This window comes from Micromonospora sp. NPDC048930 (genome assembly GCF_043197935.1).
In the GTDB taxonomy this organism is placed as follows: domain Bacteria; phylum Actinomycetota; class Actinomycetes; order Mycobacteriales; family Micromonosporaceae; genus Micromonospora.
In genome coordinates, this window is the sequence record NZ_JBICUB010000008.1 from 1 (window position 1) to 25194 (window position 25194).

Consider the following 25194-nt stretch of genomic DNA (forward strand, 5'->3'; position numbering starts at 1 on the left):
GCGCCCCGCCTCCCCCCCCCCCGGCTCCCCTACCCCCCCCGCGGGGGCGGGGGCGCGGCCCGCCCCCCGCCCCCCGCGCCCCCGGGCGCCCGCCCCCCCCCCCCCGCCGGGCCCCGTGCGGGAAGGCTGGTCAGGCGGTCTCGGTGATGGGCCGGTCGACCCAGCTCATCATCGCCCGCAGCTTCTGCCCGGTCTCCTCGATCGGGTGCGCCGCGCCCTCCGCCCGCCACTTGGCGAAGTTCGGCCGGCCGGCCTCGTCCTCGGCGACCCACTCGCGGGCGAACTCGCCGGACTGGATCTCACCGAGGATCTTGCGCATCTCCTCCTTGACCCGGGAGTCGATGATCCGGGGGCCGCGGGACAGGTCGCCGTACTCGGCGGTGTCCGAGATGCTGTAGCGCATCCGGGCGATGCCGCCCTCGTACATCAGGTCGACGATCAGCTTCAGCTCGTGCAGGCACTCGAAGTAGGCCACCTCGGGGGCGTAGCCGGCCTCGGTGAGCACCTCGAAGCCGGTCTGCACCAGCGCCGCCGCGCCGCCGCAGAGCACCGCCTGCTCGCCGAAGAGGTCGGTCTCGGTCTCCTCGGTGAAGGTGGTCTTGATCGCGCCGGCCCGGGTGCCGCCGATCGCCTTCGCGTACGCCAGGGCCAGGCCGAAGGCGTTGCCGCTGGCGTCCTGCTCGACGGCGACCAGGCAGGGCACGCCCTTGCCGTCGACGTACTGGCGGCGCACCAGGTGACCCGGGCCCTTCGGGGCGACCATCGCCACGTCCACGTCGGCCGGGGGCTTGATCAGGCCGTACCGGATGTTGAAGCCGTGCCCGAAGAAGAGCGCCTTGCCGGGGGCCAGGTTGGGGGCGATCGCGTCGGCGTACAGGGCCCGCTGCGCGGTGTCCGGCGCCAGGATCATGATCACGTCGGCCTCGGCCGCCGCCTCGGCCGGGGTGAGCACCCGCAGGCCCTGCTCCTCGGCCTTCGGCCGGCTCTTCGAGCCGGCGGGCAGGCCGATCACCACGTCGACGCCGGAGTCGCGCAGCGACAGGGCGTGGGCGTGGCCCTGGCTGCCGTACCCGATCACCGCGACCTTGCGGCCCTGGATCACACCCAGGTCGGCGTCGTCGTCGTAGTACACCTCAACGCTCATTGACTTCCCTTTCCTACGGCGGTCCGCTTCGGCCCGTCGTGAATCTGTGCGGTGCGGGTCCGGTCGGCGCGGCGGCGCGCCGATCGGGTCGTGCTCAGGCGGCGCGCAGTGCCGGGCCGGCGGTGATGGAGCGCGAGCCGCGCCCGATCGCCACCGTGCCGGACTGGACCATCTCCTTGATGCCGAAGGGCTCCAGGTCCCGCAGCAGCGCGTCGAGCTTGTCGGGGGTGCCGGTGGCCTCGATGGTCAGCGTGTCCGGGGCGACGTCGACCACCCGGGCGCGGAACAGGTTCACCGTCTCCAGCACCTGCCCGCGGGCGTTGCGGTCCGCCCGGACCTTGACCAGCAGCAGCTCCCGGGCCACCGAGACCTGCGGGTCCAGCTCCACGATCTTCAGTACGTTGACCAGCTTGTTGAGCTGCTTGGTGACCTGCTCCAGCGGAGACGACTCGGCGTTCACCACAATGGTGATCCGGGAGACGTCCGGGTTCTCGGTCTCCCCGACGGCGAGGCTGTCGATGTTGAAGCCGCGCCGGGAGAACAGCCCGGACACCCGCGCCAGGACACCGGGCTTGTTCTCGACAAGCACGGACAAAGTGTGCATCGTCATTACAGCTCGTCCTCGTCGAAGTCGGGGCGGACACCCCGGGCGAACATGATCTCGTCGTTGCTGGTGCCGGCGGCCACCATCGGCCAGACCATGGCGTCCTTGCCGACCACGAAGTCGATGACCACGGGCGCGTCGTTGATCTCCATGGCGGCGGCGATGGTCTTGTCCACGTCGGCGGCGTTCTCACACCGCAGGCCGACGCAGCCGAGCGCCTCGGCGAGCTTGACGAAGTCCGGGATGCGGTGCTTGTGGGTGCCCAGCTCGGTGTTGGAGTAGCGCTCCCCGTAGAAGAGGGTCTGCCACTGCCGGACCATGCCCAGGTTGCCGTTGTTGATCACGGCGACCTTGATCGGGATGCCCTCCAGGGCGCAGGTGGCCAGCTCCTGGTTGGTCATCTGGAAGCAGCCGTCGCCGTCCACCGCCCAGACCGTGGTGTCCGGCTTGCCGACCTTGGCGCCCATCGCCGCCGGGACGGCGTACCCCATGGTGCCGAGGCCGCCGGAGTTCAACCAGGTGTACGGCTTCTCGTACGAGATGAACTGGCTGGCCCACATCTGGTGCTGGCCGACGCCCGCCACGTAGATGGTGTCCGGGCCGGCGATCTCGCCCAGCCGCTTGATCACGTACTGCGGCGAGAGCGTGCCGTCGGCCGGCTCCTCGTACCCCAGCGGGTAGCGCTTGCGCAGGTCGTCGAGCTGGGTCCACCAGTCGCCGAGGTCGACGACCGGCCGGGCCGCCCGCTCGGTGGTGACCGCGGCGATCAGTTCGTCGATCACGTGCCGCGCGTCGCCGACGATCGGCACGTCCGCGTGCCGGTTCTTGCCGATCTCGGCGGGGTCGATGTCGGCGTGCACCACGGTGGCGTCCGGGGCGAACGAGTCCAGCCGGCCGGTGACCCGGTCGTCGAAGCGGGCCCCGAGCGCGACGATCAGGTCGGCCTTCTGCAGGCCGTAGACCGCGGCGACGGTGCCGTGCATGCCGGGCATGCCCAGGTGCTGCCGGTGCGAGTCGGGGAACGCGCCGAGCGCCATCAGGGTGGTGACCACCGGGATGCCGGTCAGCTCCGCCAGCCGGCGCAGCCCGTCGGTGGCGCCGGCCTTCAGCACGCCGCCGCCGACGTAGAGCACCGGGCGGCGGGCGGTGGTCATCAGCCGGGCCGCCTCGCGGATCTGCTTGCCGTGCGGGTGCAGGGTCGGCCGGTAGCCGGGCAGGTCCAGGGTGGGCGGCCAGGCGAAGGTGGTCTGCGCCTGGAGGACGTCCTTGGGGATGTCCACCAGGACCGGACCGGGCCGGCCGGTCGAGGCCAGGTGGAACGCCTCCGCGAGGACCTGCGGGATCTCGTCGGCGGTCTGCACCAGGAAGTTGTGCTTGGTGATCGGCAGGGTGATGCCCTGGATGTCCGCCTCCTGGAAGGCGTCCGTGCCGATCGAGGGGCGGGCGACCTGGCCGGTGATCGCCACCAGCGGCACCGAGTCCATGTACGCGTCGGCGATCGGGGTGACCAGGTTGGTCGCGCCCGGGCCGGAGGTGGCCATGCAGACACCCACCTTGCCGGTGGCCTGCGCGTACCCGGTGGCGGCGTGCCCGGCGCCCTGCTCGTGGCGGACCAGGATGTGCCGGACGGTGGAGTCGTAGAGCGGGTCGTACGCCGGCAGGATCGCGCCGCCCGGGATGCCGAAGACGACGTCGACGCCGAGCGCCTCGAGCGACCGCACCAGCGAGCCGGCGCCGGAGACCTGGGCCGTGGCGGGCTGCCGTACGGCCGGCGCGGCCGGGACGGAGCCGTTGCGGGGGGTGGGGGCGTGGTCGGTGTCACCCGCCGGCTCGGTGGTCGCGCGGGCGCGCCGGGCGGAGTGGGCGAGGGTCTCTGGCGTGGGTCTCGTCATGGCGGTTCAAGCCTTCGGCTGGAGTGGGTGATGCGCTTCTCAGGATGGGACGGCGGGCGTCCCGGCGATGGTCCGACGGCAACAAAAAAGCCCACGTGCAGATGCACGGGGCCAGCGCACTCTCGAGGAGGGAGAGTGCGCTCAGGTAAGTACTCGCAGCGACCGGTTCGACGACATGGGGCTAAGCCTGACGCATCTCACGCGATGAGTCAACTGATCCCACATTCTGGTTCACGGACGTGGGCGTGTCGGGCCGTGACACGCTCTCCGCGACCGGTGCCACCTGCGAAGATCCCTCATTCGAGGTACGCGGGGCGGGCACCGACGGGGGTGGATTCGACCGCAGCCGGGGCAGCAGCGGCGACGGGCCGGGACGCACCGGCGGGGCCGGCGGGGGCGGCGGCAGCGTGGCCGGCCGCGCCCCGGGCGAGCTGGCCGCCTCCAGCATCGCCTCCAGGTGCTCGGCGGGCACCCCCCAGCCGAAGAGCGCGCCCTGCCCGAACCGGCAGCCGGCGGCGACCACCGCAGCCAGTTCGGTCGGGTTGGTCACCCCCTCGGCGATCACCTCCAGGCCGAAGTGGTGCCCGAGGCGCATCACGATGTCCACCATCGGGGCGAAGGCCGGGCCGTCCCGGCCCACCGGGCGGACCGGCTCGTGCTCGGCGACCAGGCTGTGGTCGATCTTCAGAATGTCGATCGGCAGCCGGCGCAGCTGCCCCAGCGAGGAGTAGCCCGCGCCGAAGTCGTCCAGCGCGATCCGCACCCCGGTGAGGCGCAACGCGCTGAGCCGGCGGATCAGCTCGTCCAGGTCGGTGGCGACCGCCTGCTCGGTGACCTCCAGCACCAGCCGCTGGGGCGGGACGTGGTGGGCGCGCAGCGCGTCGGCGACCTGGACCACGTACTCCGGGGCGTGCAGCTCGCGCGGCGAGACGTTCACCGAGACCCAGACGTCGTGCCCGTCGGCCAGCCAGCGGGAGAGCTGGTAGCAGGCCTGGTGCAGCACCCAGGCGCCCAGCTTCGAGATCATCCCGCACTCCTCGGCGAGCGGGATGAACTCGTCCGGCCGGACGTTGCCCAGCTCCGGGTGGTGCCAGCGGAGCAGCGCCTCCGCGCCCACCGGGCGTACCGACGGCAGCGAGGCCACCGGCTGGAAGGCCAGCCGCAGCTCGTCCCGCTCGATCGCCCCGCGCAGCTCGTGCTCCAGCACGGTCCGCCGGCGCAGCAACTGGTCGTACGCGGCGTCGTAGCGCTCGATCCGGTTCTTGCCCCGCTGCTTGGCGTAGCGCAGCGCCAGATCGGCGTTGCGCAGCAGCAGCTCGACATCGGTCTCCTCGGCGTTGGCGGCCACCCCGATGCTGACCGAGAGGAAGACCGGCCCGTCCGCCTCCTCGTACGGGCGGCCGAGCACCCCGAGCAGCCGCTGGGCGACCGGGCCGGGGTCGCTCCCGCCGTGCATCAGCACCGCGAACTCGTCGCCGCCGAGCCGGGCGGCCAGGTCCCCCGGGCGCAGGTTGCCGCGCAGCCGCCGGCCCACCTCGGCCAGCACCGCGTCGCCGACGTCGTGGCCGCGCATGTCGTTGACGTTCTTGAAGCCGTCCAGGTCCATCCCGAGCAGCACGCAGGGCACGCCCGCCTCGGCGCACCGGTGCAGCGCCCGCAGCAGCCCACGCCGGTTGGCCAGCCCGGTGAGCGGGTCGGTGTGCGCCAGCTCACGGAAGTGCGCCTCCCGCTCGGCCAGCCGGCCGGCGTAGCCGCGGACGTCGTTGAGGGCCAGGTACTGCCGGGCCACCAGGGCGAAGCCCTCGACACTGCCGGCCACGATGCCGAACACGTCGAACCGGCCGCCCTGGACGAGGTGGTACATCGCCGAGGCGGCCATCGCGAACATCGGCACGAAGGCGTACTCGCCGTCGCGGCGGATCAGGTCGACGTCGACCTGCCCGGGCAGGTCGACCCGGTGCACCGCCAGGGCGACGGCGAGCAGCCCGGCGGCGAGCAGCGCCCCGCCGGTGGCCGCCATGCCCGGGCCGGCCTGACAGAGCCCGGCGGCCAGGCCCAGGCCGCCGCAGGTCACCCCGGTCACCCCGGCCCCGAGCAGGGCGAGCCGGCCGCGCGGCGGCACGGCGCGGAGCACCATGATCAGAGTGAGCCCGCCGGCGAGCGCGGCGGTCACCGTGGCCAGCACGATCGGTACGCAGGCCACCGGGGTGACCGCGCCGAGCAGCCGGGTCGGCTCGGTGAAGACCACCCAGCCGACGAACCAGAGCGCGCTCGCCATGATCAGGCCGTCGAGCATCAGCCGGGCGGTGGCGGACCGGGTGACCGTGGCGCCGAGCAGCCGGAGCAGGGCGACGCCGACCGCGGACCCGCTGATCGTGGTGCCCACCGAGACCAGGGTCGCCCAGCCGGTGCGCTGCCCCTGCTGGTGCGCCCAGTGGTCACTGGCGGCGAGCGCGCCGGTGAGCCCGGCCAGGAGGGTGAGCAGCGCGCCACCGCCGGCCGCGGCGAGCAGCGCGTACGCCCGCCGGTGCGGCCCACCCCGACGGCGGGCCGAGGCGGCCAGCAGCGCGGTGGCGCCGGCGGCGACGAGCCCGCTCAGCACCGCCACGGCGAGCATGCCCGGAGGGAAGCGCACGACCCCAACTGTGCCGGATCCGCGCACCGCGTGGGGCACCGGGTGCGCAACTGTTGGGACACGGTCCGCGTGCCGCGGGGTCCCCGCGCCGGCGGTGTCAGACTGGTGTGCATGCCTGAGCTGCGGTCGAGGACCTCCACCCACGGTCGGACGATGGCCGGCGCCCGGGCCCTGTGGCGGGCCACCGGGATGACCGACGACGACTTCGGCAAGCCGATCGTCGCCATCGCCAACAGTTTCACCCAGTTCGTACCCGGTCACGTACACCTCAAGGACCTCGGCGGCCTGGTCGCCGACGCGGTGGCCGAGGCCGGCGGGGTGGGCCGGGAGTTCAACACCATCGCCGTGGACGACGGCATCGCCATGGGCCACGGCGGCATGCTCTACTCGCTGCCCAGCCGGGAGCTGATCGCCGACGCGGTGGAGTACATGGTCAACGCGCACTGCGCGGACGCCCTGGTCTGCATCTCCAACTGCGACAAGATCACGCCGGGCATGCTGCTGGCCGCGCTGCGGCTCAACATCCCGACGGTGTTCGTCTCCGGCGGGCCGATGGAGGCCGGCAAGACGGTGGCCATCGAGGGCGTGGTGCACTCCAAGATCGACCTGATCGACGCCATGATTGCCGCGTCGAACGAGTCGGTCACCGAGGACCAGCTCGGCCAGATCGAGCGCTCCGCCTGCCCGACCTGCGGCTCCTGCTCCGGCATGTTCACCGCCAACTCGATGAACTGCCTCACCGAGGCGATCGGCCTGGCGCTGCCCGGCAACGGGTCGACGCTGGCCACCCACGCCGCGCGCCGCTCGCTCTTCGTCGAGGCCGGCCGCACCGCCGTCGAGATCGCCAAGCGCTGGTACGACGAGGACGACGCCTCGGTGCTGCCCCGCGCGATCGCCAACCGGGCCGCCTTCGAGAACGCCGTCGCCCTGGACGTGGCGATGGGCGGCTCGACCAACACCGTGCTGCACCTGCTCGCCGCCGCCCGCGAGGCGGAGCTGGACTTCGGGGTGGCGGACATCGACGCGATCTCCCGCCGGGTGCCCTGCCTGGCCAAGGTCGCGCCGAACTCGCCGCAGTACCACATGGAGGACGTGCACCGGGCGGGCGGCATCCCGGCCATCCTCGGCGAGCTGGACCGCGCCGGCCTGCTCAACCGGGACGTGCACGCGGTGCACTCGCCCGACCTGACGCAGTGGCTGGCCGACTGGGACGTGCGCGGCGGCTCGGCCACCCCCGAGGCGGTGGAGCTGTTCCACGCCGCCCCGGGCGGGGTGCGCACCACCGAGCCGTTCTCCACCACCAACCGCTGGTCGTCGCTGGACACCGACGCGGCCGGCGGCTGCGTGCGGGACCGGGAGCACGCGTACAGCGCGGACGGCGGACTGGCCATCCTGCACGGCAACCTGGCGCCGGACGGCTGCGTGGTGAAGACGGCCGGGGTGCCCGAGGAGTGCCTGACCTTCCGCGGGCCGGCCAAGGTCTACGAATCGCAGGACGACGCGGTGTCGGCGATCCTGGCCAAGCAGGTCGTCCCCGGGGACGTGGTGGTCATCCGGTACGAGGGGCCGAAGGGCGGCCCGGGCATGCAGGAGATGCTCTACCCCACCTCGTTCCTGAAGGGCCGGGGGCTGGGCCGGTCCTGCGCGTTGCTCACCGACGGCCGCTTCTCCGGCGGCACCTCCGGGCTGTCCATCGGGCACGTCTCGCCCGAGGCGGCCTCGGGCGGCCTGATCGCGCTGGTGCGGGAGGGCGACGAGATCGTCATCGACATCCCGGCCCGGTCGATCCAGCTGAACGTGCCGGACGACGTGCTCCAGGCGCGCCGGGTGGCGGAGGAGAAGCGGGACCGCCCGTACACCCCGGCCGACCGGCAGCGGCCGGTCTCCGCCGCGCTGCGGGCGTACGCCTCGATGGCCACCTCGGCCAGCGACGGCGCGTACCGGCGGGTGCCGGAGTAGGACCAGGGGGCCGTGACGCGCGGCGGCGAGACACGGGTGTCATGACGCTTTCGAGCTGATGTCACTGACGACTCGCCGTCGCCTGCCTCGCCCTCCTGCCGGGCTGGGCGCCCTGCCGGGCTAGGCGGGAACGTCGGCGAGGGCGATGGTCCGGGCGTGCCGGATGGCGGCCGGCGTGTCCGGGAAGACCAGGCCCTCGCGGCGTAGCTCGTCGGCGACGCCGAGGGCGCTGAGCACCTCATCGTGGCCGGGGGTGATGCCGGAGAGCAGCACGGTGATCCCCCGGCCGCGCAGCCGGTCGATCGCGTCGCCGAGCACTTGGGCGCCGGTGGCGTCGACGGTGGACACCCGGGACATCCGCAGGATCACCACCCGGACGTCGGCCACCTCGGCCAGTTCCAGCAGGAAGGTGTGCGCGGCGGCGAAGAAGAGCGGCCCGTCCAGCCGGTACGCGACGATGTGCTCGGCGAGCAGGGCGTGCTCCTCGGCGCTGTGCTCGCCCTGGTCGAGGGGCACCTGCTCCAGCCGGGCGCTGCGGGCCACCGCGCGCAGGGCGAGCACGACCGCCACGGCGAGCCCGACCGCCACGGCGGTGACCAGATCCCAGATCACCGTGACCGCGAAGGTCAGCACCAGCACCACCGCGTCGGCCCGGGTGGCCCGCAGCAGCGCCCGGAGCGAGCCGGCCTCCACCATCCGGACGGTGGTGGCGAGCAGCACCCCGGCCAGGGCGGCGAGCGGGATGCGGCCGACCAGCGGGGCGGCAGCGAGCACGATCGCGGCGAGGGCGACGGCGTGGGTGAGCGCGGCGAGCTTCGAGGACGCCCCGGCGCGCACGTTCACCGCGGTACGGGCGATGGCGGCGGTGGCGGGGATGCCGCCGAAGAGCGGGGAGGCCAGGTTGGCCAGGCCCTGGCCGAAGAGTTCCTGGTCCGGGTCGTGCCGCTGGCCGACGGTCATGCCGTCCGCCACGGTGGCGGAGAGCAGGCTCTCCAGCGCGGCGAGCGCGGCGACCGCAACGGCGCTGGGCAGCAGCGTCCCGACCGCGCCGAGGTCGAGGAAGGCCAGCGAGGGCGCGGGCAGCCCCTGCGGCAGGGTGCCGATCCGGACCAGGTCGACCGGGGCCAGCTCGGCGAGGACGGTGGCGGCGGCCACCCCGAGCAGGGAGAACGGCACGCCGGGTCGCCACCGGGCGCCGAGCAGCATGAGGGCCGCCACGCCGAGCGCCACCGCGACGGCGGCGGGCCGGGGGTGTACGGCGAACCGGGCGACCGCGTCGGCGGCCACCGCCCAGACCTTCTCGCCCCGGGCGTCGGTGACGCCGAGCGCCGCCGGCACCTGTTGCAGGGCGATGACCACGGCGATGCCGGCGGTGAAGCCCTCGATCACCGGGGTCGGCAGGTAGCGGACGTACCGGCCGAGGCGGGCCAGGGCGAGGGCGATCAGCAGCAGCCCGGCCAGCGCGCCGACCATCAGTACGCCGCCGGCCCCGAAGCGCTGCACCACCGGCACCAGCACCACGGTCATCGCCCCGGTCGGGCCGGAGACCTGGAGGTTGGACCCCCCGAAGATCGCCGCGACCGCCCCGGCGACCACTGCGGTGACCAGGCCGGCCTCGGCGCCGAGCCCGGAGGTGACGCCGAACGCGAGCGCGAGGGGCAGCGCCACCACGGCGACGGTGAGGCCGGCGAGCAGGTCGCGCCGGGGTGACCGGCGCACCGCCGCCCAGTCGGCCCGCCCGGGCAGCAGCCCGCGGATCCGCTCCCCGACCGCGGCCAGCGCGGTCCCCCCGGCCCGCGGCGCGCGCTCGGCCGTCCCGGCGCTCACCGGTCGGTCCCGGAGGCGCGCAGCTCGTCGAGGAGGGCGTCCCGGTCGGTGAGCACCGCGCCGAGGATGCGCCGGCCCGCGGCGAGCAGGTCGGCCACGTCGGGCGTGCTCAGCGAGTACATGACCAGCGGGCCCTCCCGGTAGGAGGTGACCATGCCGGCACGGCGCAGCACGGCGAGCTGCTGCGAGAGGTTGGACGCCTCGACGTCGATGGCGGCCAGCAGATCGCGGACCGGCTTCGGTCCGTCCCGAAGCAGTTCGAGCACCCGGATCCGGACGGGATGGCCAAGCGTGCGGAACAGCTCCGCCTTCGCCTGGTACAGCGGCACCGACATGAACACCCCTCTCGAACCGCTGAAGACTTTAGCACTTGCAAAAACCTTCAAGTCACGGCCGCTCGGCGTCGGACGGCCGGAGAGCGGATCGGCGGGTTCGCAGCACCCGCGGCTCGGGACGACATGGCCCAGGTGGCGCAGGCTTCGGCCGCGCCAGCTTCGGCGGCGGGGAAAGAGGGGGCCGCTTCCCGGCAGGGGCACACATGCCTGAAGAGCGATATGCCTCAGAGACATAAATATGCCTCCGAGACATATCGCTCTCAGGAGGGTGCCCGGGATCGCGGCCATGTCGGCGGGGCGCCGGCGCCGAGGACGCGGGCCCCGGCATCACTGGTCGCCGCGTGGCACTCCGCCCGAGTCGGCGGCCGGGTTCTCGTCGGACGGCGAGGCGCCGTCGAGGCTCACGGCACCCTCCCCCCAGCGTCATGCCGGCCATCCCGACCGGCGGCTGGAACGGCTCGTCGGGCTTGCCCCAGGTCGTCGGGACCGGGATCTTGGACAGTTGCCGTTGGCCAGGAACAGCAATTGTCCAAGATCCGCAAATGGCGCTACTCAGCGAGGCCCGCGCTCGGGTTCCGACCCGGCCCGGCCAGTGCCCGCAGCACCCCGGCCGGTCGCCGCCTCACGCCCTGCACGCGGTGATGTCGTTGACGCAGCGCAGCACCGGGCGGCGGGTGAGGGCGCCCGGGTCGAGCGGGGCGTCCGCGCGGACGGTGAACGTCGCCGACTCCCCGGGCAGCAGGGTGACGAGCGCCTGGTCCACCTCCGCCGACGGGTGCAGCCGGTCCGGGAACAGCGTCAGGTCGCGCAGCACCGTCCGGGCGGTCACCCGGACCAGTTGGCCGCCGTCGACCGGTTCGACCGTGGCATCCCACTCCGCCGCCGGCCACTCGATCTCCCGGTCCTCGGCGAAGAACCACAGCGCCCGCTCCGCGCTGTCGCCGGCCTCCGCGACCAGCAGCTCCCGCCGGGCCTCGTCCGGCCGCGCCGGCTCCGCGGGCAGCGCCAGCACGACCGAGGCGTACGCCGGGACGTCGAGGTCGACCGAGGTCTTCGCCCTCGGCTCCCCGGCCAGGGTGAGCCGGGTGACGGTGGCCGCCGCCTGCCACGCCTCGCCGGTCTCGTTGACCGCCACCAGCGCCAGCCCGCCGTCCCGCGGCTGCACGGTGAGCAGCCGGTCGGCGTACGCCCGGCGCAGCGCGTACCAGAGCGGCTTGCGGCGGCCGTCGCCGTCGACCGCCGACCAGGAGGTGACCGGCCAGCAGTCGTTGAGCTGCCAGACGATGGTGCCCGTGCAGACCGGCCGGTGCGAGCGGAAGTGCTCGACACCGAGCTGGATGGCCCGGGCCTGGTTGAGCTGGGTGAGGTAGTGCCAGTCGTCGAAGTCGGCGGGCGCCGGCAGGTGGGCGTCCAGCCCGCGCCGGAGCTTCCGGTCGCCGTCGGCGGCCTTCTGGTGGTGGGCCATGCCCGGCGAGTCGGGCGCGAGCGGCTCGTCCGAGATGGCCCGGCGCAGGGTCGCGTACGCCGGGGGCGCCTGGTAGCCGAACTCGGCGACGAAGCGCGGCACGTACTCCCGGTACTTCAGGTAGTCGTCGGTGTTCCAGACGTCCCAGATGTGCATGGTGCCGTGCGCCGGGTCGTTGGGGTGGATCTCCTCGCTGCCCGACCAGGGGCTGCCCGGCCAGTACGGCCGGGTCGGGTCCAGCTCCCCGAGGATCGCGGGCAGCAGCTCCAGGTAGTAGCCCCGCCCCCAGGTGCGCCCGGCGAGCGGCGCCTGCCAGTCCCAGTCGTGCCAGCCCCAGATGTTCTCGTTGTTGCCGGTCCAGAGCACCAGCGAGGGGTGGGCGGCCAGCCGGGTGACCTGCTCCCGCGCCTCCGCCTCGACCTCGGTGCGGAACGGCTCCTCCTCCGGGTACGCGGCGCAGGCGAAGAGGAAGTCCTGCTGCACCAGCAGGCCGAGGGAGTCGGCCAGCTCGTAGAAATCCTCCGACTCGTACCGGCCGCCGCCCCAGACCCGGAGCAGGTTGACGTTCGCACCGACCGCTTGGGCGAACCGCTCGGCCAGCCGCGGCCGGGTTACCCGGTTGGGGAACGCGTCGTCGGGGATCCAGTTGACGCCCTTGACGAACACCGGCACGTCGTTGACGTGCAGGGTGAACGCGGAGCCGTGCGCGTCGGGGGCGGTGTCCAGGCGTACCGAGCGGAAGCCGATCCGGCGGGACCAGCGGTCCAGCGCCCGGCCGTCCTCGGCGCGGAGGGTCACCTCGAGGTCGTAGCGGGGCTGGTCGCCGTGCCCGACGGGCCACCACAGCTCGGGGTCGCGGACGGTGAGCGCCGCGACGGCGGCGCCGCGCTCCCCGGCCGGGACGGTGACCTCGACGGCCGCGCCGGCCACCGTGGCGTGCACGGTGAGCGGCGCCTCGGCCACCCGCTCCACCTCGACGTGCACCGCCACCCGGCCGGTGCCGCCCTCGACGGTGACCAGCGGGCGGACGGTCGCCAGCCGGGCGGTCGACCAGGCGTGCAGCCCGATCTCCTGCCAGATACCGGCGGTGACCAGGGTGGGGCCCCAGTCCCAGCCGAAGTTGCAGGCGGTCTTGCGGATGAAGTGGAAGGGCTCCGGGTACGCGTTGGGCCGGTCGCCGAGCCGGTCCCGGTGCGCCTCGGCGTAGCGGTACGGCGAGTCGAAGCGGACGGTGAGCGTGTTCGCGCCGCGCCGCAGCAGCGACCCGACGCCGAACCGGTACCCGCGGTGCTGGTTCTCGGTGCGGCCGACCTCGACGCCGTTGAGGGTCACCGTGGCGACCGTGTCCAGACCGGCGCAGACCAGGTCCACCCGGTCGTCGTCGCCCGGCTGCCAGGGGAAGGTGGTCTCGTAGACCCAGTCGGTCCGCGCGATCCAGCCGAGCCGGTTCTCGTTGTCGTCCAGGTACGGGTCGGGGATGAGCCCGGCGGCCAGCAGGTCGGTGTGCACGCAGCCGGGCACGGTGGCCGGGACTGCCTGGTCGGCGACCTCCGGCGGCACCTGCGGACCGGGTACGGCCCGTAGCACCCAACCCTCGTGCAGCGCTTGACGGCTCAAGACTTCACCGCGCCTTCCATGATTCCGCGGACGATCTGGCGTCCACCGATGAACAGCATGACCAGCAGGGGGACGGTGGCGATGAACGCGCCCGCGAGCACCCGCCGGTAGATCACGTAGTTTCCGCTGGCCAGGTCGGAGACCGCCACCATCGAGGTCGGGAAGTCGGTGCCGCTCAGCGTGATCAACGGCCACTGGAAGTCGTTCCAGGTGGCCACGAAGGTGAGCAGGCCGAGCACCGCCAGGGCCGGCCGGATCGCCGGCAGCACGATGCTGGTGTACACCCGCATGGTGGTGGCCCCGTCCACCCGGGCCGACTCGATCAGCTCGTCCGGGACGGTGTTGACGATGAACTGCCGCATGTAGAACACGCCGAACGCGGTGACCAGGCCGGGGGCGATGACCGCGAGCAGGGTGCCGTTCCAGCCGAGCTTGCCCATCACGATGTAGAGCGCCACGATGCCGAGCTGGTTGGGCACGGTCAGGGTGAGCACCACGAAGAGCATCAGCGCGTTGCTGCCCGCGAAGCGCAGCTTGGCGAAGGCGAAGCCGGCCAGCGAGCAGAAGAAGAGCACCGAGGCGGTCACCACGGTCGAGACGATGACGCTGTTGACCAGCGAGGCGGCGAAGTAGACGTCCTGGAGGGAGAAGACCTCGCGGACGTTGGTCAGGAACCGGTCGCCCGGGACGACCGCCGGCGGCAGCTTGGCGAGCGCCTCGTCGTTGCTGGTCGCGATGACGAACATCCAGTAGAGCGGGAACGCGGCGAACATCAGGGTCACCGCGAGGAAGAGGTAGGTCCAGAACCCGGCCGGGGTGTCCTGCGGGGCCCGGGCCATCAGCCGCGGCCTGCGGCGCGCCGGGGTGGCGGCGGTCATTTCCGGCCTCCGGACAGTCGGTTCGTCACCAGGTAGTTGACGCCGGCGACGATCAGGATGATCAGGAAGAGGGCCCAGGACATCGCCGCGGCGTAGCCGAGGTTGAGGTCCTTCCAGCCGACCTTGTAGATGAGCTGGGCGATGGTCTGCCACTCGCCATTCGGCCCACCGGTCGCGGCCTGCGCGTTCGGATCGAAGAGCATCGGCTCGGTGAAGAGCTGGAGCCCGCCGATGGTGGAGAGGATCACCGTGAACAGCACCACCGGCTGGATCATCGGCACCGTGATCCGCCAGAGTTGCTTCCACGGGCCGGCGCCGTCGATCGCCGCCGCCTCGTAGACGTCGCGCGGGATGGACTGCATCGCGGCCAGGTACAGCAGGGCGTTGTAGCCGATCCACTTCCAGTTGACCATCGTGGCGACGGCGATCCAGGCGTGCAGCTTGTCGGCCCGCCAGTCGATCGGGTCGTCCGGCCCGCCGAGGCCGAACAGGCCGAGCGCCCAGTTGGCCATGCCGAAGTCGCGGGAGAAGAAGACGCTGAACACCATCGTCGAGGCGACGATCGGCGTGACGTACGGCAGCAGCATGCCCACCCGCCACCAGGTCTGCGCCCGCAGCTTGCGGTTGAGCAGCGAGGCGACCACGAGCGCGAGCAGCAGTTGCGGCACCGAGGAGAGCAGGAAGATGCCGAAGGTGTTGTAGAGGGCGTTCCAGAAGTCCTCGTCGCCGACGAGCTTGCTGAAGTTCTCGAAGCCGGCCCAGTACGGCAGCGTCGGGTCGTCGAGCCGGTAGTTGCGCAGCGCGACGACGGCGTTGAAGAGCAGCGGGAAGAGCCCGAACACGAGGAAGAGCAGGAAGAACGGGGCGATCATCAGGTACGGCAGGTAGCGCATGTCGAAGCGGTACAGCCGGTTGCGCCAGGTCAGCCGCCGGTCGTCCCCGGAGCGGCCGCGCTCCGGCGCGGCTCGGCGGCTCGACGGCGCGGGCGCGGCACGGGTGGTGGACATCGGATCACTCCAGGGCCGAGGTGGGTGACGGGTCAGGCGGTGACGGAGCGGGCAGCACCCGCTCCGTCACCGGCCTCTGATCAGGAGTTGGCGACCTTCTCGGCCTCCTTGACCGCCTCGCCCCAGGCGGCGTCCGGCTTCAGGCTCTTGTTCTGCACCCGGTTGATGACGTTCTCGACGGCGACCCGGGTGGGGCCGTTCTTCTTGCCCAGGTACTGCGGGGTGAGGCCCTGGGCCATCTTCGGGAAGATCTGCCCGACCGGGGCGTTGTTGAAGAACGGGTTCTTGAAGTCGGCGATCGCCGGGTCGGCGTAGAGCGCGGGCTGCGAGGGCAGGTTGCCGACCTTCTTGAAGATCTCGATCTGCTGCTCCGGCTGGACCAGCCACTCCAGCAGCTTGTACGCCTCATCGACGTGCTTGCCCTGCTTGGGGATGGTCAGGAACGAGCCGCCCCAGTTGCCGCCGCCGCCGGGCACCGCGGCGATGTCCCACTTGCCCTGGGTGCCGGGCGCGGTGTCCTTGATGTGGCCGAGCATCCACGCCGGGCAGGCGAGCGCGGCGAAGGAGCCACTGGTGAAGCCCTTGTCCCAGTCGGCCTGGAAGCTGGCCAGGTTGGCCGAGAGCCCGGCCTGGATGGCCTTGACGGTGTAGTCGAAGGCGACCTTCGGGCCGCCGTCCATCTGGAGCTGCTCCTGCTCGTTGAAGAAGCCGACCGGCTGCTGGCCGAGGATCGGGTTGAACAGGTTGGTGCCCGAGTCGATGAACTTCTTCCTGGTCTTGGCGGTGTACTGCTGGCCGACCTCGATGAACTTGTCCCAGGTGGGCCAGAGCGCGGAAACCTGGTCGCGCTCGGTGGGCAGGCCGGCGGCCTTGAACAGGTCGGTCCGGTAGCACATGGCCAGGCCACCGACGTCGGTGCCGAGGCCGATCTGGGTCTTGCCGTCGGCCGACAGGGACTGCTTCCACTTCCAGGGCAGGTACTTGCTCTCGTACGAGCCGGCGCCCTTGTCGAGCAGGTTGACGAACTTGTCCGACTGGCTGCGGAACTGGACCATGAAGCCCTCGTCGATCGCCGCGATGTCCGGCGCGCCGTTGCCCGCGACGAGCTTCTTCTGCAGGTCCTCGTGCTGGGCGTTGTACTCGCCCGAGTTCAGCTGGATCTTGACGTTCGGGTGCGCGGCCTCGTATTTGGCCTTGAGGTCGGTCAGGCCGAAGTCGCCCCAGAAATTGATCTTCAGGGTGATCTGACCGTCGGCCGCCTCCGAGCCGCCGGTGGTGCTCCTGCCACTGCACGCCGCGACCATGACCAGGCTGACGGCACCGATGGTGGCCGCCCGGGCCCAGTGCGTCCAGGACCGTTTCATGTCATCCTCCGCGCCAAGATGGGAACGCTCCCGAGATCGAGAGACGTTGACTGAACCGGATAAGTGAGCACACCGTACGGGTGACCCAGGACACTGTCAACGGCAGGTCAACAGGTGGCCTTTCCCGTAATCCTTCCGACGCCTTGGGAGCGCGACCATGCGTGGTGAATCGCTCTCCTACGCAAATTCGTGAGCGAAGTTCTGGCGGAGGCTACCTGGTGCCGTCGTACGCTTAACCGCGCAAGTTCACGGACTGCCCCGTTCAGTCCCGGGTCCTGCGTGCCGGTCGGCCGCCGGACCCCTTGCAGTAGCGTGGCAGCCGCCGGTCACCCCGACGGCGGTAGGACTTGCCCCCCGGGGCCGGACGAGTGGAGGAACACGCCGGTGAAGCGGCCGACCATCGCCGATGTCGCCCGGCGGGCCGGGGTCTCCAAGGGCGCGGTGTCGTACGCGCTGAACGGACAGCCCGGCGTGTCCGAGGCGACCCGCCAGCGGATCCTGGCCATCGCCGCCGAGATCGGGTTCAGCCCGAGCAGCGCCGCCCGCGCGCTCTCCGGCGCCACCGCCAAGGCCGTCGGCCTGGCGCTGTGCCGACCGGCCCGGATACTCGGCATCGAGCCGTTCTTCATGGAGCTGATCAGCGGCGTCGAGGCCGAGCTGTCGGCCCGCTCGTACGCGCTGACCCTCCAGGTGGTGGCCGACCAGGACGCGGAGATCGCGGTCTACCGCCGGTGGTGGGCCGAACGGCGCGTGGACGGGGTCTTCGTCTGCGACCTGCGGACCGACGACCGACGGGTGCCGGCGCTGGAGGAGCTGCAACTGCCGGCCGTGGTGATCGGCGGACCGGGGCACACCGGCAGCCTGGCCAGCGTCTGGTCCGACGACGCGGCGGCCCTGGTGGAGACCGTGGAGTACCTGGTCGCGCTCGGGCACCGGCGGATCGCCCGGGTCGGCGGCCTGCCCTCGCTGCTGCACACCGAGATCCGCACCGACGCGTTCACCGAGGTGTGCCAGCGGCTGGGGCTGGACGACGCGACCACGGTCTGGTCCGACTACACCGGCGAGGAGGGGGCCCGGGCCACCCGGCGGCTGCTCAGCTCCGCCAACCGGCCCACGGCGGTCATCTACGACAACGACGTGATGGCGATAGCCGGGCTCTCCGTGGCCCAGGAGATGGGCCTCGCCGTCCCTGGTGACCTGTCCATCGTGGCCTGGGACGACTCCCCGCTCTGCCAGCTGGTGCACCCGCCGCTGACCGCGCTGGGCCGGGACATCCCCGCGTACGGGGCGCACGCCGCGCGCCAGCTGCTCGCGGTCATCGCCGGCGAGCCGGTGACCGGCCTCCAGGACGAGACGGCGCACCTCACCCCGCGCGGCAGCACCGCCCCGCCCCGGGCCCGGTGAACCGGTTCAGCCATCGTCCCTGAACGGCCTGCTCAGCGCGGGGTCGAGGGAAACTCCTCGAACCACGCCTCGACCCGCTCGGCGGTCGCCGGGCGGGCCAGCGCGAACCCCTGCCCGTAGCGGCAGCCCGCGCGGGACGCCCCGGCCACCTGGGCGGCCGACTCCAGCCCCTCGACCACCACCTCCAGGCCGAGCCGGTCGCCCAGGTTGGCCACCACCTCGATCAGCGGCGGCTGGCCGTCGGGGGCGGGCCCGACCAGGTGCGGGCCGACCTTGAGCAGGTCGATCGGGAGCCGGCGGAGCTGGGCCAGGGAGGCGTGCTCGGCGCGGAAGTCGTCCAGCGCGGTGCGGACCCCGAGGGAGCGGAGTCCGGCGAACCGGGCCACCACCGTGGGCAGCTCGGCGGCCACCACCGGCTCGGCCACCTCCACCACCAGGCGCTCCGGCGGCACCTCGTACGCGGCCAGCGCGGTCGCCGTACGGGCCACGAAGTCGGGCGCGGCCAGCTCGCGGGGCGTCACGTTGACCGCCATCCACAGCTCCCGGCCGCTGCCCGACCAGTCGGCGAGCTGCCGGCAGGCGCGGTCCAGCACCCACCGCCCCACCTCGCCGAGCAGGTCCAGGTCCGCCGCGACGGGCAGCAGCTCGTCCGGCAGCACCGTGCCGAGCACCGGGCTGCGCCAGCGCAGCAGCGCCTCGGTGCCCACGGGCAGCCGGTCCGCCAGGGCCAGCACCGGCTGGTAGACCAGGTCCAGCTCGCCCCGGGCCACCGCGCCGGGCAGCTCCCGTTCCAGGTCGAGCCGGCGGACCAGCTGCTCCTCCAGGTACGCGTCGTACCACTCGACCCGGTCCCCGCCGAGCTGCACCGCGCGCCGCCGGGCCAGCTCGGCCTGGCGCAGCACGTCCTCCGGGTCGCCCCCGGTGGTCTCGGCCAGCCCCACCCCCACCCGCAGCCGGGTCGTCCCGCCCGGCCGTGGGCACGGCTCGGTCAGCATGGCCACCAACCGGGTGCCCAGCGCGTACGCGAGCACCGGCCCGACGTCGGTGAGCACCGCGAACGCCGTGCCGGCCAGGCGGGCCACCAGGTCGTCGGGGCTTCCCCCGGCGCGGAGCCGGCGGGTGGCCTCGACCAGCACCGGGTCGGTGACGCCGGTGCCGTCGTCGCCGGGGTGCAGGTCGACGACGAGCAACGCGCCACCGTCCCGGCCGGCCAGCCGGCGCAGCAGCTCGCCCCGGTCGGCCAGCCCGGTGAGCGGATCGGCGACGGGCGCCGGGGTGGCCGGGGCCGGCTGGTCCGTGCCGAGCAGGCGGCGCAGCCTCTCCTCCTGGGCGGCCAGCCGGTCGGCGTGCCGCCGCTGGTCCGCGGCGGCGAGCAGTTCGCGGAGCACCATCGGCGGGATGACCGCCAGGCCGAGCGCCATCGCCGGAGCGGTGAACTCCCCGACCGTCCACAGGTGATGCCCGGCGGCCAGCGCGGCGATGCCGGCCGGCGCGGTCAGCCCGGGCCAGGCGGCCGGGGACCCGTCGGGGCCGGGCCGCTCCCCGGTCGCCGCACGCCGGGCGCCGGCGGCGGTGAGCAGGGCGCCGAGCAGCAGCAGCGGCGCGACGACGAGAGTGGCCCCGTCCGGCGCGCGGTAGGCGTGCAGCACCACCAGGAGGGCGAGACCGGCGAGGGTGGCCGCCGCCCCGCCGAGGCACCGTGCGGCGCCCGGCCGGTCACGGCGATCGGCCAGCGCGGCCACCAGCAGGACCGCGAGCGCGATGCCACCACCGACGGTGGCCACCCGGGCCGCCGGTGGCACGTCGTCCGGCGGCAGCAGCACCCAGCCGGCGAAGACCAGGCTGATCCCGAGACCGACGGTGTCGACCGTGCGGCGCAGGCGCTCGGCCCCGGCGAGCCGGGAGCGGCCGGGGAGGCGGAGCAGGGCCACCGCGTACAGCGGGGCGCTGACGGCGAGGCCGGCGAGGGCGACCCGCAGCCGGTACGGCGGGCCGCTCAGCGGCAGCACGGCCACGGTGAGCCCCGCGGCCAGCACGGCGGCGTCGAGGATCGCCGCGACCCGCCGGGAGAGGGCCGCCCGCCGGGCCTGCCGCCCGGCGCGGCCCACCGGATGGCCAGGGGGCGGTCCGGCGGGCCGGGGCGCAGGCGGCGGGGAAGGTTCCGCCACCGCGGCCACCGGCCGGCCGCCGGACGGGCCGGCGGTGGCGTCGCGGCCCGGACCGGGACGGACGACGGGAGCGGCGGACGGGCCGGGAGCCGGCGGGGCGCCGGCCAGCCAGGCGAGTCGGACGCAGGCCAGGGCGCAGCCGGCGGCGACGGCGAGGGCCAGGGCGGCCCGGGCCGGGACGAGGCCGACGGCGCCGGCCAGGACGAACAGCGCGCCGGCGAGGCAGACGAGGAGCTCGGGCAGTGGCGGTCGGCGACGCTGGTCGCCGGAGGGTCGGGTGACGGGCACGGCGGTCGCCTTCGTGAGGGGGCACGGGGCGGTGCGGTTGCGGAGCGACGTGCGGGGTCAGCGGTCGGGGTCGGGGCGACGGACGGACCGCCCCGGGCGGGGAAGCCGGCGCGGCCACGCCTGACAACGATCCCGGACATGAGGGGTTATGGGACAGCCCAGTGACGCCGGTCACATCTATGCCGCCGGCCACGGTCGTCCCGCCCGCCCGGACCCGGGCCGTCGCGAGGTGCGATCATCGGGGGGTGAGCCGCGCCGACACCGTCCACTTCCGCCACAACCAGGCGATCCTGGTCGCCGCGATCGTCGCGTTCATCGGCGCGCTGCCGCTGGCCACCGCCCGCTGGTGGCTGCTCTGGGTGCTGCTGGTCCCGCTCGCGGTCATCGCCTGGTCCTGGCGGGCCGGCACCGACGCCGACGCCCGTGAGCTGCGACTGCGGGCGCTGGTCGGGCAGCGCCGGGTCCCGTGGGACCGGGTGGCCGAGCTGACCGCGGACGCCCGGGGCCGGGGCGTCGTCCGGCTCGACGACGGCGAACTGCTCGTCCTGCCCGCGGTACGCGCCGCCGACCTGCCCCGGCTGATCGCCGCCACCGGCCAGGAGCTGACCGACAGCGCCGGCTGAGCCGGCCGGGACGGGGCCCGCCGGTCAGTAGCCGTCGACCACCCGGTTCACCAGCGGCTCGCCGGCCACGAACCGGCGCAGCTGCTCCCCCACCAGCCGGTACGCCCGCGGCAGCAGGCCGTGGACCGAGCCGGCCACGTGCGGGGTGAGCAGCACGTTCGGCAGCTCCCAGAGGGGATGGTCGGCGGGCAGCGGCTCGGGGTCGGTCACGTCCAGCGCGGCCCGCAGCCGGCCGGAGGCCAGCTCGGCGACCAGCGCCGAGGTACGGGCCACCGGGCCCCGGGCGGCGTTCACCAGCAGCGCCCCGTCCGGCATCGCGGCGAGGAACTTCTCGTCGACCAGCCCCCGGGTCTGCTCGGTCAACGGCACCAGCAGCACCACCACGTCCGCCTCCGGCAGCAGGGCGGGCAACTCGTCCACCCCGTACACCCCCTCGGCCGGTCGCGGGGTCCGGGCGACCAGCGTGAAGGTGACCTCGAAGGGGGCCAGCCGGGCCTGGACCGCCGACCCGATCGAGCCGGCGCCGACGATCAGCACCCGCTTGCCGGCCAGCTCGTCGGTCGGCGCCACCTGGTGGTACGCCCACTCGCGACGGGCCTGCGCGCGGGCCAGCGGGGCGAAGTCCCGCAGGGCGGACAGGATCGCGGCGACCACCCACTCGGCGGTGGCCGAGTCGTGCACACCCCGGGCGTCGCAGAGCGTCACGCCCTCGGGGATCCGGCCCACCCAGGCGTCCGCGCCGGCGGAGAGGAGCTGCACCACCGCGAGGTCGGGCAGCTCGCCCAGCAGGGCGCCGGCGTCCGGGCCGGCGAGGAAGGGCGGCACCCAGAACCGTACGTCGGCCGGGGACGACGGGAGCCGGGCCGGGTCCTCCAGCAACTCCACCGTGACCCCGGACGGCAGCTCGCCGAGGAGGGTCTGACCGACCGGGTGCGGGATCCATACCTTCACGACCGCCGACGATAGCCGTCCACCCGGGCCGGCCGGCGCGGGACCGGAGACCGGGACCGGCGGCGTCACCCGGTGGGCGGCCGCGCGGGGCTGACCCGGCCGGTTCCGCAGCGCCCGGATCACCGGCCGACCCGGCTAGGCTGGGCCGGGTGAGCGCGCGTCCCCCGTACCCCCGCATCCGCCGCCTCCGGGCGGCGCTGGCGGCGTCCTGCGCGACGCTGCTGCTGGGCACCGTCGGCTGCGCCTTCGGCGAGCCCGACCCCGACCCGGCCGGTGAGCCGCCGAACCTGCCCACGCCCTCGGCCTCGGCCAGCCCGGGCGGCGCCGGCCAACAGGTGGTCGCCACCGTGCTGGCGAAGGGGCTGGCGGTGCCGTGGGGGATCGCCTTCCTCCCCGACGGCGGCGCGCTGGTGACCGAGCGGGACAGCGGCCGGATCCTCCAGGTCGGCCCGGAGTCCGGGCCGGAGGGGATGAAGGTCTCCGTCGTGCAGACCATCCCGGACGTGGCGGCCGGTGGCGAGGCCGGGCTGCTCGGCATCGCGGTCTCCCCGGCGTACGCGAAGGACCGCACGGTCTTCGTCTACTACACCACCGCGCAGGACAACCGGATCGCCAGGCTGGAGCTGGGCGGGCCGCCCACCCCGATCCTCACCGGCATCCCCAGGGCCGCCAACCACGACGGCGGCGGCCTCGGCTTCGGCCCGGACGGCTACCTGTACGCGAGCACCGGCGACGCCGGGAAGCGGGACGCCGCGCAGGACCCGAAGAGCCTCGGCGGCAAGATCCTGCGGCTCACCCGGGACGGCAAGCCGGCGCCGGGCAACCCGACCGCGGGCTCCCCGGTCTGGTCGCTGGGGCACCGCAACGTCCAGGGCTTCGCCTGGACGGCGACCCGACGGATGTACGCGGTCGAGTTCGGCCAGAACACCTGGGACGAGATCAACCAGATCAACAAGGGCGGCAACTACGGCTGGCCGAAGGTCGAGGGGCGCGCCGGCGACAAGCGCTTCGTCGACCCGATCGTGCAGTGGAAGACCGTCGACGCGTCCTGCTCGGGGCTGGCCGCGGTGGAACGCCTGCTGGTCACCGCCTGCCTGCGGGGCCAGCGACTCTGGCTGGTCGAGCTGACCGCGGACGGCGGCGTGTTCGGTCAACCCCGCGAACTGCTCACCAACAAGTACGGTCGACTGCGGGCGGCCGCGGTCGCCCCGGACGGCTCGGTCTGGGTGAGCACCTCCAACCGGGACGGCCGGGGCAGGCCGGCTCCGGAGGACGACCGGATCCTCCGGCTGGTCTTCGCCGACGGCGGGGCCGGACGCAGCTGACCGCCTCGGATCCCTCGGGTTTGCCAAGATCCCTCATCGGGCAGGACAGAATCTCAACATGGACGGCCAGGAGAACGAGCAGCGCGACACCGGGGCGGAGGCCACCCCGGAGACCCGGCGCGCCCGCCGCTGGGCGTTCCGGCCGTGGCGGAGCGAGCGGGCGCGGGGCCGGCTGCGCCGGCTGGGCGCGGTGCTGGCCCTGCTGGTGGTCACCCTGACCGGCATCGTGGCCGGCACGTACGCCGGTGGGCACCTGGGCACCGACATCGGGCCGTTCCGCGCGCAGCTCAACCTGAGCCCGTCGCTGAGCGGCGGGACCACCGTCGACATCCCGCCGCTGGGCGCGCTGCTGCTGGACAGCCACGACGGGCCGGCGTACCTGACCGTGAAGCTGGGGGCACTGGACCAGCGGCGCACCGAGGCGCTGATCGACGACCCGGCGAGCATCAGCCGGGCCAGCCAGTCGGCGGTCGAGGACGTCCGGGACGGGGTGATGCGCCTCGGGCTGAAGACGCTCGCCTCGGCGGTGCTGGCCACCCTGCTCCTGGCGGGACTGGTCTTCCGGGACGTACGCCGGATGGCCTGGGCCGGCGGGCTGGCGCTGGTGATCACCGCCGGCAGCCTCGGACTGGCCGCCGCCACCATCCGCCCGCAGGCGATCGAGGAGCCCCGATACGAGGGGCTGCTGGTCAACGCGCCGGCGATCGTCGGCGACGCGCGACGGATCGCCAACGACTACACCAAGTACGCCGAGCAGCTCCAGCGGCTGGTCGGCAACGTCTCCAAGCTCTACACCACGGTCTCCGCACTGCCCGTGGTCCAGCCGTCGCCCGGCACCACCCGGGTGTTGCACGTCTCCGACATGCACCTCAACCCGACCGGGTGGCAGCTGATCCGGACCATCGTGGAGCAGTTCAACATCGACGTGGTCATCGACACCGGGGACATCACCGACTGGGGCAGCGAGCCGGAGGCGTCCTTCGTCGGCTCGATCGGCCTGCTCAAGAAGCCGTACGTCTACATCCGGGGCAACCACGACTCGGCGCGGACCGCGGCGGCGGTGGCCCAGCAGCCGAACGCGATCGTGCTGAACAATTCCACGGTCACGGTCGCCGGCCTGACCGTCGCCGGCATCGGCGACCCCCGCTTCACCCCGGACAAGGAGACGTCCCCGGCAGGCAGCGGGCTGACCAAGCAGGTCGCCGACCAGGTCATCGGGGCCGGCGAGCAGCTCGCCACCACCGTCGAGAACTCGCCCACGAAGGTGAACATCGCGCTGGTGCACGACCCGGCCTCGTCCGGGCCGCTCTCCGGCACGTGCCCGCTGGTGCTCGCCGGGCACACCCACGCCCGTCAGGTCTCGAAGCTGCCGCAGGTGCCCGGCAAGCAGCCGACCCAGCTGATGGTGGAGGGCTCCACCGGCGGCGCCGGGCTGCGCGGCCTGGAGGGCGAGAAGCCCACCCCGCTGACCATGACGGTGCTCTACTTCGACCAGCAGAAGCTGCTCCAGGCGTACGACGACATCACCGTGGGCGGCACCGGGCAGTCGCAGGTCAACCTGGAACGGCACGTGATCCGGGACCCGACCAAGGGCGACCAGGTGCCGGTGACCCCGACCCCCACCCGGGGCGGCCCGGAGTCCCCGAGCCCGACCAGCAGCGGGAGCCCCAGCCCCACCACGACCGGCTGACCCGGCCGACCGCGCCCC

The 25194-nt window shown here is 73.5% G+C and carries 17 protein-coding genes; 5 read left to right on the top strand and 12 right to left on the bottom strand.

The genetic code is table 11. The features are described 5' to 3' along the window. Nucleotides 1-130: 130 nt before the first annotated feature. The 4 genes from ilvC to ACGFI9_RS21390 form a co-directional block, all read right to left on the bottom strand. The gene (ilvC, locus tag ACGFI9_RS21375; protein ID WP_393180178.1) at nt 131-1144 is read right to left on the bottom strand and encodes a ketol-acid reductoisomerase; all 1014 of its coding nucleotides are present in this window, start codon (nt 1142-1144) and stop codon (nt 131-133) included. Between the two features lie 94 nt (nt 1145-1238). Beyond that, nucleotides 1239-1754 (bottom strand): acetolactate synthase small subunit, encoded by a 516-nt coding sequence (gene ilvN, locus ACGFI9_RS21380; protein WP_073832451.1) that lies wholly within the window; start codon nt 1752-1754, stop codon nt 1239-1241. After that, a complete protein-coding gene (locus tag ACGFI9_RS21385) occupies nt 1754-3640 on the bottom strand; it encodes an acetolactate synthase large subunit (RefSeq protein ID WP_393180179.1) in 1887 nt (628 codons plus the stop codon). Before ACGFI9_RS21385 ends, ilvN begins: the two co-directional genes overlap by 1 nt. Before the next feature lie 181 nt (nt 3641-3821). Continuing rightward, nucleotides 3822-6275, bottom strand: a complete 2454-nt coding sequence (locus ACGFI9_RS21390; protein WP_393180181.1) for a putative bifunctional diguanylate cyclase/phosphodiesterase — start codon at nt 6273-6275, stop codon at nt 3822-3824. Nucleotides 6276-6386: 111 nt separating this feature from the next. Between ACGFI9_RS21390 and ilvD the strand changes: the two genes are divergently transcribed. Further along, complete coding sequence (gene ilvD / locus ACGFI9_RS21395; protein ID WP_393180182.1) at nt 6387-8234, top strand: dihydroxy-acid dehydratase; 1848 nt, start codon at nt 6387-6389, stop codon at nt 8232-8234. A gap of 120 nt (nt 8235-8354) precedes the next feature. On the opposite strand, the gene ACGFI9_RS21400 is transcribed toward ilvD, so the two are convergent. From ACGFI9_RS21400 to ACGFI9_RS21425, 6 genes are all read right to left on the bottom strand, one after another. After that, on the bottom strand, nt 8355-10013 hold the full coding sequence (locus ACGFI9_RS21400) for a SulP family inorganic anion transporter (RefSeq protein ID WP_393180760.1): 1659 nt from the start codon (nt 10011-10013) through the stop codon (nt 8355-8357). Nucleotides 10014-10057: 44 nt separating this feature from the next. Continuing rightward, on the bottom strand, nt 10058-10396 hold the full coding sequence (locus ACGFI9_RS21405) for an ArsR/SmtB family transcription factor (protein ID WP_393180183.1): 339 nt from the start codon (nt 10394-10396) through the stop codon (nt 10058-10060). Between the two features lie 622 nt (nt 10397-11018). Next, a complete protein-coding gene (locus ACGFI9_RS21410; RefSeq protein WP_393180185.1) occupies nt 11019-13478 on the bottom strand; it encodes a glycoside hydrolase family 2 protein in 2460 nt (819 codons plus the stop codon). Next, nucleotides 13475-14317: a carbohydrate ABC transporter permease gene (locus ACGFI9_RS21415; protein ID WP_393180762.1), complete on the bottom strand. Its 843-nt coding sequence runs from the start codon at nt 14315-14317 to the stop codon at nt 13475-13477. Before ACGFI9_RS21415 ends, ACGFI9_RS21410 begins: the two co-directional genes overlap by 4 nt. A 35-nt stretch (nt 14318-14352) precedes the next feature. Continuing rightward, nucleotides 14353-15363 carry a carbohydrate ABC transporter permease gene (locus ACGFI9_RS21420; RefSeq protein ID WP_393180186.1) on the bottom strand — a complete coding sequence of 337 codons (1011 nt, stop codon included), beginning with the start codon at nt 15361-15363 and terminating at the stop codon, nt 14353-14355. Between the two features lie 80 nt (nt 15364-15443). After that, entirely contained in the window at nt 15444-16727 is a 1284-nt protein-coding gene (locus tag ACGFI9_RS21425; protein WP_393180188.1) for an ABC transporter substrate-binding protein, read from the bottom strand. A 384-nt stretch (nt 16728-17111) separates the two neighbouring features. On the opposite strand from ACGFI9_RS21425, the gene ACGFI9_RS21430 reads away from it, so the two are divergent. Continuing rightward, nucleotides 17112-18131: a LacI family DNA-binding transcriptional regulator gene (locus ACGFI9_RS21430; RefSeq protein WP_393180189.1), complete on the top strand. Its 1020-nt coding sequence runs from the start codon at nt 17112-17114 to the stop codon at nt 18129-18131. A gap of 32 nt (nt 18132-18163) precedes the next feature. Here ACGFI9_RS21430 and ACGFI9_RS21435 read toward each other — a convergent pair whose 3' ends face one another. Next, nucleotides 18164-20587 (bottom strand): putative bifunctional diguanylate cyclase/phosphodiesterase, encoded by a 2424-nt coding sequence (locus tag ACGFI9_RS21435; protein WP_393180190.1) that lies wholly within the window; start codon nt 20585-20587, stop codon nt 18164-18166. A gap of 245 nt (nt 20588-20832) precedes the next feature. On the opposite strand from ACGFI9_RS21435, the gene ACGFI9_RS21440 reads away from it, so the two are divergent. Further along, nucleotides 20833-21210, top strand: a complete 378-nt coding sequence (locus tag ACGFI9_RS21440) for a PH domain-containing protein (protein WP_393180192.1) — start codon at nt 20833-20835, stop codon at nt 21208-21210. 24 nt (nt 21211-21234) lie between these two features. On the opposite strand, the gene ACGFI9_RS21445 is transcribed toward ACGFI9_RS21440, so the two are convergent. Then, nucleotides 21235-22161: a 2-hydroxyacid dehydrogenase gene (locus ACGFI9_RS21445; protein WP_393180194.1), complete on the bottom strand. Its 927-nt coding sequence runs from the start codon at nt 22159-22161 to the stop codon at nt 21235-21237. A 149-nt stretch (nt 22162-22310) separates the two neighbouring features. Between ACGFI9_RS21445 and ACGFI9_RS21450 the strand changes: the two genes are divergently transcribed. Then, a complete protein-coding gene (locus tag ACGFI9_RS21450; protein ID WP_393180196.1) occupies nt 22311-23486 on the top strand; it encodes a PQQ-dependent sugar dehydrogenase in 1176 nt (391 codons plus the stop codon). Nucleotides 23487-23544: 58 nt separating this feature from the next. Further along, complete coding sequence (locus ACGFI9_RS21455) at nt 23545-25176, top strand: metallophosphoesterase (protein WP_393180198.1); 1632 nt, start codon at nt 23545-23547, stop codon at nt 25174-25176. Nucleotides 25177-25194: the final 18 nt, after the last annotated feature.